Source organism: Mitsuaria sp. GD03876 (genome assembly GCF_029840635.1).
Classification (GTDB): domain Bacteria; phylum Pseudomonadota; class Gammaproteobacteria; order Burkholderiales; family Burkholderiaceae_C; genus Roseateles.
Window position 1 is genome coordinate 1 of the sequence record NZ_JAOCCU010000061.1, and the last position, 16,462, is coordinate 16,462.

The 16,462-nt window shown below is 72.2% G+C and carries 11 protein-coding genes; 6 read left to right on the plus strand and 5 right to left on the minus strand.

From position 1 onward, the window contains the following. Positions 1-208: 208 nt before the first annotated feature. A complete protein-coding gene (locus tag N5D62_RS25650; RefSeq protein ID WP_279760866.1) occupies positions 209-808 on the minus strand; it encodes a GNAT family N-acetyltransferase in 600 nt (199 codons plus the stop codon). 222 nt (positions 809-1,030) lie between these two features. On the opposite strand from N5D62_RS25650, the gene N5D62_RS25655 reads away from it, so the two are divergent. The 5 genes from N5D62_RS25655 to N5D62_RS25675 all read left to right on the plus strand — a co-directional run bounded on the left by N5D62_RS25655 (position 1,031) and on the right by N5D62_RS25675 (position 7,458). Next, positions 1,031-1,513 (plus strand): hypothetical protein, encoded by a 483-nt coding sequence (locus N5D62_RS25655; RefSeq protein ID WP_279760867.1) that lies wholly within the window; start codon positions 1,031-1,033, stop codon positions 1,511-1,513. Positions 1,514-1,710: 197 nt separating this feature from the next. Continuing rightward, positions 1,711-3,966, plus strand: coding sequence for a TonB-dependent receptor (locus N5D62_RS25660; protein WP_279760868.1), 2,256 nt, complete (start codon positions 1,711-1,713; stop codon positions 3,964-3,966). Next, entirely contained in the window at positions 3,966-4,700 is a 735-nt protein-coding gene (locus tag N5D62_RS25665) for an ABC transporter ATP-binding protein (protein ID WP_279760869.1), read from the plus strand. Before N5D62_RS25660 ends, N5D62_RS25665 begins: the two co-directional genes overlap by 1 nt. Beyond that, positions 4,697-6,100 (plus strand): DUF3526 domain-containing protein, encoded by a 1,404-nt coding sequence (locus tag N5D62_RS25670; RefSeq protein WP_279760870.1) that lies wholly within the window; start codon positions 4,697-4,699, stop codon positions 6,098-6,100. Before N5D62_RS25665 ends, N5D62_RS25670 begins: the two co-directional genes overlap by 4 nt. After that, a complete protein-coding gene (locus N5D62_RS25675; protein WP_279760871.1) occupies positions 6,097-7,458 on the plus strand; it encodes a DUF3526 domain-containing protein in 1,362 nt (453 codons plus the stop codon). The genes N5D62_RS25670 and N5D62_RS25675 overlap by 4 nt, the downstream gene beginning before the upstream one ends. On the opposite strand, the gene N5D62_RS25680 is transcribed toward N5D62_RS25675, so the two are convergent. Continuing rightward, positions 7,367-8,587 (minus strand): MFS transporter, encoded by a 1,221-nt coding sequence (locus N5D62_RS25680; protein ID WP_279760872.1) that lies wholly within the window; start codon positions 8,585-8,587, stop codon positions 7,367-7,369. The two genes, N5D62_RS25675 and N5D62_RS25680, sit on opposite strands and share 92 nt — an antisense overlap. Positions 8,588-9,062: 475 nt before the next feature. Between N5D62_RS25680 and N5D62_RS25685 the strand changes: the two genes are divergently transcribed. Beyond that, positions 9,063-10,697: a glycoside hydrolase family 64 protein gene (locus N5D62_RS25685; protein WP_279760873.1), complete on the plus strand. Its 1,635-nt coding sequence runs from the start codon at positions 9,063-9,065 to the stop codon at positions 10,695-10,697. A gap of 57 nt (positions 10,698-10,754) precedes the next feature. On the opposite strand, the gene N5D62_RS25690 is transcribed toward N5D62_RS25685, so the two are convergent. The 3 genes from N5D62_RS25690 to N5D62_RS25700 form a co-directional block, all read right to left on the minus strand. After that, positions 10,755-11,666, minus strand: a complete 912-nt coding sequence (locus N5D62_RS25690) for a spherulation-specific family 4 protein (protein WP_279760874.1) — start codon at positions 11,664-11,666, stop codon at positions 10,755-10,757. 153 nt (positions 11,667-11,819) lie between these two features. Then, positions 11,820-13,232, minus strand: coding sequence for an efflux transporter outer membrane subunit (locus tag N5D62_RS25695; protein ID WP_279760875.1), 1,413 nt, complete (start codon positions 13,230-13,232; stop codon positions 11,820-11,822). Further along, positions 13,229-16,462, minus strand: a complete 3,234-nt coding sequence (locus tag N5D62_RS25700) for an efflux RND transporter permease subunit (RefSeq protein WP_279760876.1) — start codon at positions 16,460-16,462, stop codon at positions 13,229-13,231. The genes N5D62_RS25695 and N5D62_RS25700 overlap by 4 nt, the downstream gene beginning before the upstream one ends.

Consider the following 16,462-nt stretch of genomic DNA (forward strand, 5'->3'; position numbering starts at 1 on the left):
AACGCCACGGCGCTCAGCGGCGTCGGGGCAAGGAGCGTCGGGCGACGGGAAGAACGAGGGGACGGGTAAAGGGTCGGCGAGAGAGACAGTCGGACGGACATGGAGGCTTTCGAGGGGTCATCGATCTGGACAGCCCCATAGCCTGCGAGCGCCGGCGTGCCCGGGCAACGAAGCTCGGCGCACATGCTCATGCGAAGGTCGCGCTTCCTCAGCCCGGTGGCCGCGTCTCGCCCCACGACGGATTGATCAGCGCGAAGGTCTCGTGGTCGCGCCAGGCGCCGTCGATGAACAGGTAGCGCGGGCTGAAGCCTTCGCGCTGGAAGCCCAGGCCTTCCAGCACGCGCCGGCTGCGGTGGTTCTCCGGCCGCACCGACGCCTGCACCCGGTGCAGCGACACCGCCGGCCCGAACGCCTCGTCCAGCAGGTGCGCCAGCGCCTCCCGCATCAAGCCAGTGCCGACATGCGCCTCGTCCAGGTTGTAGCCCAGCATCGCGCTCTGGAACACGCCACGCGCGACATCCGACAAGGTGCACTGCCCGATCAGGCGCTCCGGCGCGTCGTGCGTCGACAACCAGAAGCGCCAGGTCTTGCCCGCGTCGAACGCCGCTTCCTCGCCCGCCAGCCGCTTGCGCGTCGGCTCGAGCTCCCAATGGTCGGCCGGCCGCGTCGGGTCCCAACGCGCGAAGTGCGCCGTGTTGCGCGCCTGGTAGTCGATCGCGGCCTCGGCCATCGACGGCGTGGACGCGCGCATCAGCAGGCGCTCGGTGCGCATCGCCTTGAGCGGCGAGCCGGCGTGAAAAGCAGTCATCGCGCGACTGTAGTCCGGCTCGCGCGCGCGAACGCCGGCCCATGCCGCCCGTCGACCGTCGATCCCATCGACCTGCGGCGCCGCGCTCGCCGGCCGCGCCGCGCGCCCTCGCTCCCCCCGTTCACGCGGTGCATGACCAAAGGCGCGTCACGAAGGCCGGTGCACAATGCCGGCCGCGTCGTTGCGCCCACCTCCCGGCAACGACCCTTCCGCCACCGCTCCATGCCCCGCTTCAGCCGGTCCCTGCGCTTCTGGACGTTCGCCCTCCTCGTGGCGAGCGTGCTGCTGGCGTGGCCGTTGCACGAGGCGCTGCACGTCAGCCAGCCCGTCGCGGAACAACTCGGTCTCTCGAGTCCGGGATCGGCATCGGCATCGGCATCGGCATCGGCATCGGCATCGGCATCGGCATCGGCATCGGCGACGTCCGACACCGCGACGCTCGTCGCGTCGGCGGCGAACGCGGATGTGGTCGCGGACATGGACGCGGACGCGGACGATCACGACGGCACCGACGCCACCGGCGAGGTCAAGGGCGCCGGCTGCGCCTGGTGCCTGTTCCATGCGCAGCTCTTCGCCGCCACGGACACGCCGCCGCCCTTCTCCTTCCATGCCGAAGCCTCGGCCCCGCCGGCCGCGCTGCCCGGCGGGCTGCCCACCGGGCGCTGCGCGCTCGCGGCCGATCCCCGAGGGCCTCCCCAGGCCTGATGCGTCCCCGCGCGGACGCCTGATCCCCTCGCACGCCCTGCCCGCCTCGTCCGCCTCTTTGGTGCCGGACGACGGCCGCGCTTCGCGCAGACCTCATCCCTGGCCGCCCGGCCGGACCGTCCCGGTCCGCCGAGGCCGCCTGCCCGCGCGCGCCCTCGCTCCCTTGCGGCGCGCCGCGGGTCGCCTTTCGTCGTCCCATGAACGCTTTCTCCTCCTCCCTCGCCCGCCGGCCGGCCTTCGCCGCCACGCCCGTCGCCCTCGCGCTGACGCTGCTCCTCGCGCCGCTGTCCCTTCGCGCCGCGTCGCCCGACGCCCCCTCCGAGCCTCGATCCAAGGCCGAGTCGGACGCCCGATCCGACGCCAGATCCGTGACCGCCGGCGCCGCGCCAGGCGACACCGCGCCGGGCACCGGCGGCGACGCCGCTCCGGCGGGATCGCTGCGCCGCGTCGAGGTCTCCGGCCGCGCCGCCACACCGACCCGCCAGCCGGGCGACCGCAACGCGCTCTCGCTCACGCCGGCGGCGCTGCCCGCAGCGGTCCAGCACCTGGGCGAGGACGACATCGCCGCGACCAACATCGGCCGCGACATCTCCAACGTCTTCCGCCGCGTGCCCGGCGTGCTGGCCAACAACATCGACCAAGGCGAGACCGGCAACGGCTTCCGCATGCGGGGCTTCGCGACGCAGGGCACGCACGGCGCCGACACCGCCGTCTACGTCGACGGCGTGCCGCAGAACGTGCCGTCCAGCCAGGGCGGCGCCGGCCACGGCCCGGTGTTCCTCGAGTGGCTGACCGGCGACATGATCGGCGGCATCGACGTCGTCAAGGGCCCGATCTCCGCGCTGTACGGCGACCAGAACCGCGCCGGCGCGGTGGACATCCGCACCCGCGACGGCGGCGCCGCCACGCCCTCGAGCCTCGGCGTCAGCGTCGAGCGCTTCGGCCTGCGCCGCGCCTCGCTGGTGCTGTCCAACACCTTCGGCAACGACCCCGACGGCCGGCTGCCCAGGATCGATTCGCTGCTGGTGGCCGACGTCTACCGCAACGACGGCTACCGCCGCGACTCGCGCACCGACCGCGACACGCTGTTCTGGAAGCTCGGCACCCGGCTGGGCGACGCGCGCTACAGCCTGCGCTTCACCCGCTACCTCGCCGACTTCGACGCCGCCGGCTACCTGCTGCTGCCCGACCTCGAGCGCGGCCTGGACCCGCGCTCGACGCAAGTCGGCAACCCGGGCTTCGGCAACGCGCGCCGCACGACGCTGGTGCTGAACCGGGCGCCGGCGGACGGCGACATCGGCTGGCACGCGACCGCCTATGCGGAGCGCTTCGACCGCACGCGCGGCATCGCCACCAGCGCGACGCAGCACACGGTGGGCGTCGACCACCGCGACATCTTCGGCGGCCGCGTGCTGCGGAACTGGCGCCTGGCCGAGGACGCCACCCTCGCCGTCGGCGCCGAGGCCCGCGCCGACCGCGGCGACGCCTTCCGCCGCCTCTACGTCAACCGCGCGCCGACGGCCAACTACCTCAACGCGCAGGACCTGGACCTGCTCACCTACGGCGTCTTCACCCAGGCGCAATGGCGGCCGGTGAGCGCCCTCAAGCTCAGCGCCGGCGCGCGCTACGACCGCTTCGACTACGACATCGGCAACCTGAAGCTGCCCGCGGCCAGCACCGCCTACCGCAAGGGATCGCTGACGCCGAAGCTGGGCGCGTCGTGGTCGGTGTCGCCGTCGCTGGAGCTGTTCGCCAACGTCGCGCAGGGCATGCGCTCGCCCGCGGCCGAGCAGATCAGCGGCAGCGGCGCCGCCGGTCCGCTGGGCGCGCCGGGCGGCGTGATCAGCCAGGTCGCGCCGAGCAAGGTGCGGTCCTACGACGCCGGCTTCACCGCCGCGCCGCTGGCCGGCTGGACCGTCTCGGGCACCGCCTACTACATCCAGAACGACGACGAGATCACCGGCCAGGCCGACGGCTCCTTCAAGTCGGTCGGCGACACGACGCGCAAGGGCGTCGAGCTGGAGACGCGCTGGCAGCTGGCGGCGTCCACCAGCGTGTACGCGAGCCTCGGTCGTATCCTCGAGGCCACGGTCAACAACCCCGCGCCCAACACCGGCGCGAAGCTGTCCGTGCCGGGCCGCCAGTTCAAGGCCGGCGCGCAGCACCGCTTCGCGCTCGGCGCCGGCCGGGTCACGCTGAACGCCGATGCCTACTACCTCGGCGACATCCCCTACTACGTCGGCACGCCGACGATCCAGCCGCGCACGATGCCGGCCTACACGCGCTACGACCTGCGCGCGACCTACGACTGGGCCTCGATGCAGGCCACGCTGTACGCGGTGTTCCAGCCGCAGCGCTTCGGCTCCGAGATCGCCTACGGCAGCGCCGCGGGCCTGATGCTGTCGCCGGTGCCGCGCACCACCGTCGGCGCGTCGCTGAAGGTGTTCTTCTGATGAGCGCCCCTTCGTTGCTCGAGGCGCGCCGCCTCGTCGTGCGGCGCGGCGACCGGGTCACGCTCGACGCGCTGGACCTGCGCGTGCCGTCCGGCTGCGTCTACGCGCTGCTGGGCGGCAACGGCGCCGGCAAGACCACCACGCTGAACGCGCTGCTGGGTTTCGTGCCGGCGGCATCGGGCCAGGCGCTGGTGGACGGCATCGACGCGTCGCGCGATCCGCAGGCGGCGCGCGCGCGCATCGCCTACCTGCCGGAGAACGTCGCCCTCTATCCCTACCTCAGCGGCATCGAGAACCTGCGCTACTTCTGCGCGCTGGCGGGGTTGAGGATCGACGCCGCGCGCGCCCGCGCGCTGCTGGCCGAGGCCGGACTGGCCGGGGACGCCCAGCCGCGCCGGGTCGGCGGCTACTCCAAGGGCATGCGCCAGAAGGTCGGACTGGCGATCGCGCGGGCCCGCGAGGCCCGGGCGATGCTGCTCGACGAGCCGACCTCCGGCCTGGATCCCGCCGCGGCCAACGAGTTCGCGCGCAGCGTCCTGGCCGCGCGCGACGCCGGCCTGGCGGTGCTGATGGCCACGCACGACCTGTTCAACGCGCTGCAGGTCGCGGACCGCATCGGCATCCTGCGCGAGGGCCGCCTGGTCGCCGAGCTCGACGCCCGCGACGTCGCGCACGACGAACTCGAGCGCATCTACCTGCGCCACGCGCGCGGCGCCGGCGAGGTGTCGCCATGAGGGGCGCGCTCGTGCTCAAGGAAACGCGCGCGCTGCTGCGCGACGGGCGACTGTGGGCGCTGGGCGCGGCGTTGCTGCTGCTCTTCGCGGCGATGCTGGCGACCGCGCATCAGCGCCAGCAGCAGGCCGAGGGCGAACGGCGCGAGGTCGAGGCCGCGTCCCGCGCCCAGTGGGACCACCAGGGCGACAAGAACCCGCACCGCGGCGCCCACTTCGGCCTGTACGCGTTCAAGCCGGCGTCCCCGCTGGCCGGCATCGAGCCGGGCCTCGACGCCCAGGCCGGCCAGGCGCTGTGGCTGGAACCGCACCGGCGCGGCATGGCGATGTTCACCGCCGCGGCCGACGCGGCGCCCTCGCCCGGCCTGGGCGAGTTGACGCCGGCCTTCGTGCTGGTGACGCTGGTGCCGCTGCTGATCGCGGTGCTGGGCCACGGCACGGTGTCACAGGAACGCGAGAGCGGCACGCTGCGCCAGCTGCAGGCCAGCGGCGTGCGCGCGCGGCCGCTGGTGCTGGGCAAGTGGCTGGGCCTGTGCGCCGGCGTGGGGCTGGTGCTGGCGCCGGCGCTGCTGCTCGGCGCCTGGCTGGTCGTCGATCGGCGCAGCCTGCCGGCGGCGCTCGCGCTGGGCGCGGCGCTGCTCGTGTACTACGCCGTGTGGGCCGCGCTGACGGTGCTGGTCTCGATGACCAGCCGCAGCTCGCGCGCGTCGCTGCTCGCGCTGGGCGCGTTCTGGGTCACGGCGATGTTCCTGGTGCCGAGGCTCGGCGCCTCGCTGGTCGACCGCGTCGCGCCGCCGCCGACGGGGCAGGCGTTCTGGAGCGCCATCGCCGACGACATCGAGCAAGGCCTGCCCGGCGACGGCGACGCGCGCCAGCGCCTGAAGGCCTACGACGCCGCGTTGCTCGCCGGGCACGGCGTGGCCCGCCTGGAGGACCTGCCGTTCGGCGCGAACGCGTCGCGGCGGCTGTTCCGCGACGCCTACGCGGCCCGCGTCCATGCGCTGCATTTCGGCGCGTTGTGGGAAGCGCGGCTGCACCAGCAGGTGCTGCTGCGCGGCGTGACCTGGCCGAGCCCGATGGCGCCGATGCGCGCGATCGCGGGCGCGCTGGCCGGCACAGACCTGGCGCACCGGCGCCATTTCGAGGACGCCGCCGAGCAGTACCGCCAGCGCTTCACGACGCTGATGGACGAGTGGGACCTGCAGGCGACACGCGGCGTGTCGTCCTTCGACAGCAAGTACGCCGGCGACGCGCAATGGCAGGCGATTCCCGTCTGGTCGTACGAGGCGCCCGGCCTGGACTTCGCGCTGCGCGACGCGATGCCGGACCTGGTCGCGCTGGGGCTGTGGCTCGCGGCCGCGACGGGCGCGCTCGTGTTGGGCGCGCGGAGGTTGACGCCATGACTTCGAGGACCTTCATGACGATCACGCATCGCTTGCCGTCGCCCGACACCTGGCATGCCGAGGGCCTGCGGCTGCGGCGCCTGCCGCTCGCGCGATGGGCGCTCGGCGCGCTGCTGGCGGTGCTGCTGGCCGTGTCCATCCCCGCCGGGCTCGACGCGCGCGCCTGGCGGCAGGCGGCGGCCGCGGACGCGCTGCGCATCGACGAGCTGCAAGGACAGGCCGTCGCGCAGTTCCAGCAGACCGCGCCGGGCCCGGCGGCCGCGCAGGCGACCTACCAGCTGGGCCGCGGGGAACTCGGCGCGACGCGCATGCCGGTCGCCGACGGGCTCGCGCTCGGCATCCGGCGGCTGGATGTGCTGCCGGCGCGCGAGAAGGCGACGCTCGACAGCCGCCAGGTCGACGCTCGGCCGCTGGGGCCGCTGCGCAATCCGCTGCTGACCGACACCGGCCTGCCGGGCGTGCCGGCGATGGTGGCGCTGCTGCTGCCGCTGGTCGCGCTGGTGCTCTGCGCCGGGTTGCTGCAGGAGGAACGCGAACAGGGCCGGCTCGGCCTGCTGCGCGTGCAGGCGCGGCACGGGCTCGGACCGGCGATCACCGCCGCGCTCGGCTGGCGGTGGCTGGCGGTGAGCGTCGTGGCGATGCTCGGCACGCTGCCGGCCTTGGCGCTCGATCCCGGCGCGTCGGTCGCCGTCGGCGCGGCCTGGCTGCTGGCGCTGGCGGGCTTCTGCGCGGTGTGGGTGGTGCTCGGCGGCCTGCTGTCCTGGCTGCCGGTGTCGGGGGCCACGGCGATGCTGACGGCGCTCGGCGCCTGGCTGCTGCTCACCTTCGCGGTGCCGTCGGGGCTGGCGGCGATCGCGCGGGACGAGGCACCGATGCCCTCGCGCATGGCCGCCATCGTCGACATCCGCGACGCGCAGCAGGACAGCGAGGAGCGGGAGGACGCCCTCGCCCGCGACTGGTACGCGCGGCATCCGGCGGTGCCCGCCACCCTGCCCGCCGCGTGGCCGGCCAGCTTCGTGCCGCGGGTGCTCGAGCAGGACCGGCGGCTGCGGCCGCTGATGCGGCGCTTCGAGGACAGCCGCCTGCGGCAGGCGGCGTTCGTCGAGCGCTGGTCGTGGCTGTCGCCGGGGCTGGCGCTGGTGCTGACCGGCGAGCGCCTGGCGGGCACCGACACGGCCAGCCATGTGGAGTACCTGCGCGACGTCGAGGCCTTCGAGGACCGCTGGCGGGCCTTCCTGGTCCCGCGCGTGATGGACCGGCGCGGGCTCAGCGCGGCGGAGATGGCGGCGCTGCCGCGGTTCGAGCCGGAATCCACGCCCCCAGCAATGCCGCTGCCGCCAACGCCAGCATCCCGGTGACGGCGATGCCGCCGGCCAGCGACACGGTGGCCACCAGCGCCGACAGCAGCGCCGGCCCGCAGGAGCCGCCGATGTCCGACAGGAAGCGCCACACCGCGAGGAAGTAGGCGCGGCCGTGGCGGGGCGCGAAATCCGCGCCCAGCGTCATCACCAGGCCCGAGCCGATGCCGTTGCCGAAACCGATCGTCGTCGCCGCGATCAGCAGCGAGACGAAGCCGCCGGTGAACGGCATCGCCAGCAGCGCCGCGCCGATGATGAGCATCGAGGGCACCGCCACCCAGCGGCGGCCCTTGGTGTCCATCACGCGGCCGGCCGGATAGAACAGCAGCATCTCGATGCCGCCGGAGACGCCGTAGATCAGCGAGGCCACCGCCGGCGCCAGCATCAGGTGGTCGGCCCACAGCGGGATCACCGCCTGGCGCGACGCGCGCACCGCGCTCACCAGCACCACGCCCAGGCCCAGCGTCAGGAAGACCTTGCGGTGGTCCGCCAGGATCGACCCCAGCGAGACCGGGGCCGGCGCGGGCGCGCCGGGCGGATGCGGCGGGGTCTCCAGGTCCGGCAGCCGCAGGCCGATCGACGCGGCGGCCAGCACGCCGGCGATGCCGACGCCGAAAGCCGCCGGCAGCCCGTAGGCATGCACCGCGGCGGCGGAGAGGAACGGGCCGATGAACATGCCGATCCGCATCACGCCGCCGAGCGTGGACAGCGCCCGCGCGCGGTAGATCGCCGGCACCGCCTCGGTCAGGTAGCTCTGGCGGGCCAGCATGTAGACCGCCTGCGACATGCCCACCATGAAGCAGCCGATGGCGAACGGCACCAGCCCGGAGGTCAGCACGCACAGCGCCATGCCCAGCGCGCTCCAGACGCCGGCGGCGACGATGGCCCAGCGCTCGCCCCAGCGCATCGTGATCACCGAGGCCGGGATGTTGCTCAGCAGCGAGCCCAGCCCGATCAGCGTCACCACGAAGGCCGCCATCGACACCGACGCGCCGAGCTCGCGCGCCATCAGCGGCACGATCGGCAGGATCGCGCCCTCGCCCACGCCGAACAGCAGCGACGGGCCGAACGCGGGCACGGCGATCTTGCGGAGGGAGAACTCGGGGTCGGCGGTGGCGGGAGTCGACATGGGAGCGATGCGCAGACCCTCACCCCCCGCGCTCTCCCGCAGCGCGGGAGAGGGAGCCGCCAAGGTTGCGGCGATGCGATTGCCTTGCTCCCTCTCCCGCACTGCGGGAGAGGGTTGGGGTGAGGATCGTGTCAGGCAACAGTTGTGCAAGAACGAATCCGCCAACGATAAGGCAACGCTGCCTGACCCCAAGCCACTCCTCGCCCGGCAGGCCGTTCCGGCCTGGGACCGCGCTCCCGATTCGCACGCGCCCTGACGCCGCGCCGACGCGCCCTTCCCCGCCACGCCTGCTTTCAAGCCGTTGCACCTTCAAACCCCCACTGGCATGAAAGCGCTTTCACAATCCGTCCGAATTGCCTAGGATCGGCGCCGCAGGAGTGAAGTCGCAGGTCCGGGCGGACGCCGCAGAGCGTTCCCTGTCCGCGTCGATTCGGTGCCTCCAGCGCCCCCGTCGACAACATCCTTCGGAGACGACATGACACGACTTCTGTCCTGGCTGGGCGCCTGCCTGGCCTTCTTCGCGCTGAGCTTCAGCGCGCCCCTGCACGCGCAGTCGAATGCGAGCTTCTCGCACGGCGTGGACTTCAACGGCAGCCAGGCCACGCTCTGGTTCCGGTCCAACGTCGCGACCACCTGGGTCGACGCGCACTACGCGCTCAACGGCGGCGCGCAGCAGAACCTGCGCATGCCCAGGAACAGCGGGACCAACCGCTTCGAGCTGGCCCTGCCCGGCGCCACGACCGGCACGCGGGTCGACTACTGGTTCACCTACAACAACGGCAACCCGGCCTACGACAGCGATCGCTTCGCGGCGACGGTGGGCTCGGGCGGCGGCACCGATCCGGGCAACCCCGGCAATCCGGGCAATCCGGGCGATGGCGGCGCGGCCGACTGGAACACGAAGACCACCTTCCGGATCGAGAACGCCACCAACGGCCGCTGGCCCGACAGCCAGGTGTACTGGGCCATCATCGGCAAGAGTTGGGAGACCGGCGAGTTCGTGCATGTCGACGCGGCCGGCAACGTCGTGCCGATGCGCCTGTCCGACAACACCGTGCCGAAGAACGGCCGGCTGTACGCGAACTACTTCTTCCCGCTGTCGCAGACCCGGCAGATCACGATCCCGCCGATCAACTCGGCGCGGGTGCTGATGTCGGTCGGCAGCCCGATGTACATCGAGGTCAACACCGACGGCGCGGGCCACATCGCCTACGCCGGCGCCAACATCGAGAACGCCACCGATCCCAACCTGGACGTGGTCTTCGACTTCGGCGAGTTCGCGATCATCCGCAAGGGCTTGCCTGACCAGGGCATCTTCGTCAACACGACCCGCGTGGACCATTTCGGCTTCCCGCTGAAGCTGCGGGTGCAGGGCCTGGGCGGTTACGACAAGACCGTCGGCGAGCCGCTGACCGAGTCGCGCGACACGCTGTTCACCAGGTTCCAGCAGGAGGTGCCGGCCGAGTTCCGCAGCCTGGCCGAGCCCAACTTCCCCGCGGTGCCGCCGCGCACCCGCATCCTGGCGCCGGCGCATTTCACCTTCCGGCCGGGCGACGTGAACGGCGCCTACCTGGACGGCTACATCGGCGAGATGTGGAACCGCTTCAAGACGCAGGACCTGGTGTTCACGCTGGACGGCCTGGGCACCTTCCGCGGCCGCGTGGACGGCAGCACCAACCGATTCGTCTTCACCGGCGGCAAGTCCAACGGCACGTACTACATCAACGGCCGGCCCAACACGGCCGAGGTGTTCCTGGGCGCGGGCAAGCTGGACGATCCGCGCAAGCCTGACGGCAGCTTCCAGGTCGACACGCCGGCCGACGCGGCCAAGTCGATCCAGCTGCAGATCCAGGCGCAGGTGTGCGCCGCGCTGAACCGCCACGTGCTGGCCAACCCGGCCGACTGGTACCGCCCGGCGGCGTTCTACCCGGCCGGCACGCGCGGCAACTGGTACGCCAAGTTCTGGCATGACCACTCGATCAAGGGCACCGAGGGCAACGCGGCCGGCTACGGCCTGGCCTACGGCTTCGCGTACGACGACGTCGGCCACTTCAGCCCGTCGCTGCACACGCCGGCGCCGACGACGGTGACCTACACGATCGGCTGGTAAGCCCGGCCCACCGCGAGCCCCGCCTCCCGGCGGGGCTCTTTCCATTGGGGCGCCGCTTCAGCAGTTCCCACCGCTCTTGAGGCTCTTCAGGCACCAGCGCTCGGAGCCGCTCAGCGTGTCGTTGCCCCAGTAGGTCGGCGTGTAGTTCCAGATCGGACCGCCCCAGGGCAGGCTGGGGTTGTAGGTCATGCTGGTCACGTAGACGTAGTTGGCGGTCGTGCCCTTGAGCGTCGCCTGCATCTGCGCCTGCGTCGCCGAGTGGACCAGGAGCCAGGTCTTGACGTTGAGCGAGCTGGCCAGGTTCTGCACGTCGCCGTTGAGCCAGCTGGCGGCATTGAGGTAGTCGCTGTACGCGGCCTCGTACATCACGATGTGCTCGCCGGACTGCGCGGCGCTGACGAAGCAGCCGCTCGCGCCGGGCCAGCCGGCGTTCCAGACCTTGATGCCGCCGGCGCCGGAGCCCGCCACCATCGAGCGCACGTTCGCCCACTTCGGCGGCGTGCCGCTGCACTTCTGGGCGTCGCTCAGCGCGAGGTCGTCATGGGCCGCCTCGTCGAAGAAGAACCCGTCGACGCCGCCCAGCGTGTTCTTGTAGGCCGCCAGCTCGGCGGGGATGGCGTTGTAGCGGGTGAGCTCTTCCGCGGTGTTGCGGTCGTAGCCGGTGGGCACGTAGCCGAGCACCTGGCCGCCCTGCGCGCGGATGTTGGCGATGACCGCCTTCCAGTTGGTGACCTGGGTGGCGTTCAGGCCTTGCGCGCCGTTGTTGGGATTGATGACGACATAGCTGCCGCTGGGGATCTGGCCGCCGTAGGTGCTGGCCGTCTCGCCCCAGTAGGCGATCAAGCCGAAGCCGGTCGGCGCGGCCGCGGCGGGCGCCGACAGGCCGATCGCCGAGACCGCGAGCGCGGCGGCGGCGCCCAGGCGGGACATCGTGCAAAGACGCGAGGTGGAAGACGCGGGCTGCTTCATGGGTTCTCCGTCGGGTGGATGACCCACGCAGTCTAGAAAGTCATCGAATACTTTCGAATATCGTTTCCACCACGATTTTTTCTTTCTTTACAACCGTAAACGAAAACTTCGTTTTCGAATTTCTCGAAATCGAAAGCCTCGCCAGAGTGTCATTCACGGCGTCCAGCGGCCGCCCAGCGCGCGCAGCAGGGCCACGCGATTGACCTGCTCCGTCTGGCGCAGCGTCACCAGCAGCCGGCGCGCGGTCGTCAGCTGGCGTTGCGCGTCGAGCACCTCGAGCTGGCTGCTGCCGCCCAGGCGGTAGCTGCGCTCCGCCAGGCGCAACGACTGCTCGGCCGCCTCGACCTGCGCCTGCTGCGCATCCAGCCGCTCCGCGAGCTGGTCGCGCACCGCCAGCGCGTCCGCCACGTCGCGGAAGGCCGATTGCAGCGCCGCTTCGTAGTTCGCCATCGCCTCGCGCCGGCTGGCCTCGCTGACCTCGACCTGCGCGCGCCGTTGGCCACCGTCGAAGAGTGGCAGGTCGATCTGCGGCACCAGGCTCCACACGCCGCTGCCGCTCTTGAACAGGCCGTCCAGGTCGGGACTGCGCGTCCCGGCGCTGGCCGTCAGCGTCAAGCGCGGGAAGCGCGCCGCGCGCGCGGCGCCGACGTCGAAGGCCGCGGCCCGCAGGCGCTGCTCGGCGGCGCGCAGGTCGGGCCGCTGCAGCAGCACCTCGGCCGGCAGCCCGCCGGGCACCGCCGGCAGCGCCAGCGCCTGCGGCGCGTCCTGCGCCACCGGCAACAGGCGGTCCGGCAAGGGCTGGCCGGCCAGCAGCTCCAGCTGCAGCCGGGCCTGCGTCACCGCGGTGAGGCTCTCGGCCGCGTCGCCGCGCGCCGACTCGAACGCGGTGCGCGAGCGCGCGCGCTCCAGGCCGGAGGCCGCGCCCAGCGCGTACTGGCGCTCTGCCAGGTCGAAGCTGCGGCGCTGGCTGTCGCGCAGGTCCTGGTTGAGCACCAGCCGCTGCTGCGCCGCTGCCAGGCCGAGCCAGGCGGTCGCGACCTCGGCGGCCAGGCTCAGCCGCGCGCTGCGCTGGTTCTCCTGCTCGGCGAGGAAGCGCGACAGCGCCGCGCCCTCCAGGCTGCCCAGGCGGTTGAACAGGTCGATCTCGTAGCTCGCCAGGCCGAGGTTGACGCCATAGGTGGTGGTCGCGTCCGCGCCGCCGCTGGCGCGCTGGCGCGTCGCGGAGGCGCTCAGGCCGATCTCCGGCAGGCGGTCGGCGGCGGTGACGCGGTACTGCGCCCTCACCCGCTCGACCACCGCGGCGTTCGCGCGCAGGTTGCGGTTCTGGTCCAGCGCGATCGCGACGACCTCGTCCAGCCGCGCGTCGGCGAAGAAGCCGCGCCACTCGTGGGACGGCGCGGCCGAGGACGCCGCATCGGCCGGCGCGCTCGCGCTTGCGGCGGCCGCGGCGGGACGGAAGTCCTCGCGCAGCGGCGGGCGCGGCGCGTCGGTGGACGGCACCAGGCTGCCGCACGCGCTCAGGCCGAGCGCCAGGGGCCAGGCGGCGATCTTCAGCGCGCGGCTCATGCCTGCACCTCCGGCTTGGCGTGGCCCTGCGCGTCCTGCCCGGCGCCGGCGCCATGGCCACCGGAGCCGCCGCTGGGATGGCCATCCGGATGTCCATCGTCCGGCGTCCTCGCGGGCCGGCCGCGGCTGAAGCGCTGCTTGACCCACAGGTAGAACAGCGGCACGAAGAAGATGCCCAGCAGCGTCGCGCTGCCCATGCCGCCGAGCACGCCGACGCCGATCGCGCGCTGCGAGCCCGAGCCCGCGCCGCTGGCGAAGGCCAGCGGCAGCACGCCCATCATGAAGGCCATCGACGTCATCAGGATCGGGCGCAAGCGCTGCCGGCAGGCCTTCAAGGTCGCCTCCACCAGGCCCATGCCCTGCCCCAGCAGCGTCTCCGCGAACTCGACGATCAGGATCGCGTTCTTGGCCGACAGGCCCACCGTCGTCAGCAGTCCCACCTGGAAGAACACGTCGTTCATCTGCCCGCCCAGATGGCTGGCCGCGAGCGCGCCGATGATGCCCAGCGGCACTACCAGCATCACGCTGAAGGGCACCGACCAGCTTTCGTACAGCGCCGCCAGGCACAGGAAGATGAACAGCACCGACACCGCGTACAGCATCGGCGCCTGGTCGCCCGAGAGCCGCTCCTGGTAGCTGCGGCCCGACCACTCGAAGCCGATGCCCGGTGGCATGTCGCTCAGGATGGATTCCATCGCGCGCATCGCCGCGCCGGAGCTCACGCCCGGCGGCACGTCGGCCTGGATCTCGTAGGCGGCGCTGCCGTTGTAGCGGACCAGCTGGCGCGGGCCGTTCTGCCAGGTCGCCGTGGCGAAGGCGTTGAACGACACCATCGCGCCGGCGGCGTTGCGCACGTACCAGTGGCGCAGCGCGTCGGGGTCGGCGCGGTAGGCGCCCTCGCCCTGCACCAGCACGCGCTTGACGCGGCCGCGGTCGATGAAGTCGTTGACGTAGGCGCTGCCCAGCGCGATCGACAGCGTGTCGTTGATCGTCGTGGTCGACACGCCCAGCGTGCCCGCCTTGTGGTCGTCGATGTTGATCTGCAGCTGCGGCGTCTCGGTCAGGCTGTTGATGCGCGCGCGGGCCAGCTCGGGATGCTTGTTGGCCTCGTCGATCAGGCGGTCGCGCGCCTCGGCCAGCGCCAGCGTGCCCACGCCGCCCAGGTCCTGCAGGAACAGCTGGATGCCGGCGCTGCCGCCCAGGCCGCGCACCGTCGGCGGCTGCACGATGAAGATGTTGGCGTCGCGGATGCGCTTGCCCAGCTCGCGGCTGAAGCGCTCGGCCAGCGCGGCCGCGCCCTGGCTCTTGTCGGGGCGGTCCTGCCAGTCGGTCAGCCGGATGAAGCCCTGGCCCGAGCCCTGGTCGCCGCCGGAGCCGCGCACCAGGTTGTAGAAGCGCACCTCCTTCTGGTCGGCCAGGTAGGCCTCCATCGCCAGCGCCACCGCTTCCATGCGTTCCGCTGTCGCGCCCGGCGCCATGCGGACCTGCATCTGCAGGCTGCCCTGGTCCTCGTCGGGCAGGAAGGAGGTCGGCAGCGACTTGTACAGCAGCGCCATGCCGCCGATCAACAGCAGGTAGACGGCGAAGCTGCGCACGCCGCGCGCGGTGAGCCAGCGCACCCGGTGCACGTAGCGTTCGGTGAACTTGTCGAACTGGCGGTTGAAGCCGCCGAAGAACCAGTCGAGCTGCTTGCCGAAGGGGCCGCCGTGGGCCGCGTGCTCGCCCTTGTGCACCGGCTTGAGCAGCGTGGCGCACAGCGCCGGCGACAGGCTCATCGCCACCAGCACCGACAGGATCATGGCGCTCACCACCGTGATCGAGAACTGGCGGTAGATGATGCCGGTGGAGCCGCCGAAGAAGGCCATCGGGATGAACACCGCCGACAGCACGACCGCGATGCCCACCAGCGCGCCGCTGATCTCCTTCATGCTCGCGCGGGTCGCGTCGCGCGGGCTCAGGCCCTCCTCGCGCATCAGCCGCTCGACGTTCTCGACCACGACGATCGCGTCGTCCACCAGCAGCCCGATCGCCAGGACCAGGCCGAACATCGTCAGCGAGTTGATCGAGTAGCCGGCCAGCGCCAGCACGCCGAAGGTGCCCAGCAGCACGACCGGCACGGCGATCGCCGGCACCAGCGTCGCGCGCAGGTTCTGCATGAACAGGTACATGATCGCCACGACCAGCACCATCGCCTCGATCAGCGTGTGGACCACGCTCTCGATGGACACGCTGATGAACGGCGTCGTGTCGTAGGTGATGCTGGACTTCATCCCGTGCGGGAAGAAGGGCTCGAGCTCGGCCAGCTTGGCCTTGACCAGCTCGGCGGTCTTGAGCGCGTTGGCGCCGCTGGCCGGCAGGATGGCCATGCCGGCGGCGTTCTGGCCGGTGCTCTTGACGGTGGTGGTGTAGCTGTCGCGGCCCAGCTCGACGCGGGCCACGTCGCCCAGGCGCAGCGCGGAGCCGTCGGGCTGCACGCGCAGCACGATGGCGCGGAACTGCCCGGCGGTCTGCAGCTTGGCGCGCGCGGTGATGATGGCCGTCAGGCGCTGGCCCTCGGGCGAGGGCAACGCGCCGAGCTGGCCGGCCGAGACCTCGGTGTTCTGCGCCAGCAGCGCGTTGCGGATGTCGCCCGGCACCAGCGCGTAGCGCTGCAGCTGCGCCGGGTCCAGCCAGATGCGCATCGCGTAGCCGGAGCCGAACACGTTGATGTCGCCCACGCCCTCGACGCGGCTGATGATGTCCACCAGCGTGCTGGACAGGTAGTCGCCCAGGTCGGCCGAGGCCACGGCCGGGTTGTCGCTGGTGAGCATGACCACCATCAGCGGCTCGGTGCCGGCCTTGGTGACGCGCACGCCCTGCGCCTGCACCGCCTGCGGGAGCCGCGAGAGCGACTGCGAGACCTTGTTCTGGACCTGCATCTGCGCCAGGTCCGGGTCGGTGCCGGCGACGAAGCTCAGGATCGTGCTGGCGCCGCCGGAGGCGTTGCTGTTGGACTCGATGGAGAACAGCCCGTCGATGCCCTTGAGGTTCTGCTCGATGACCTGCGTCACCGAGTCCTCGATCGCCTTGGCCGAGGCGCCCGGGTAGCTGGTGTTGATCGAGATGCGGGTCGGCGCGATGTCCGGGTAGCGCTCCAGCGGCAGGATGCGCACCGCGGCGGCGCCCGCCAGCATGATCACGATGGCGATGACCCACGCGAAGATGGGCCGGTCGATGAAGAACGAGGCCAT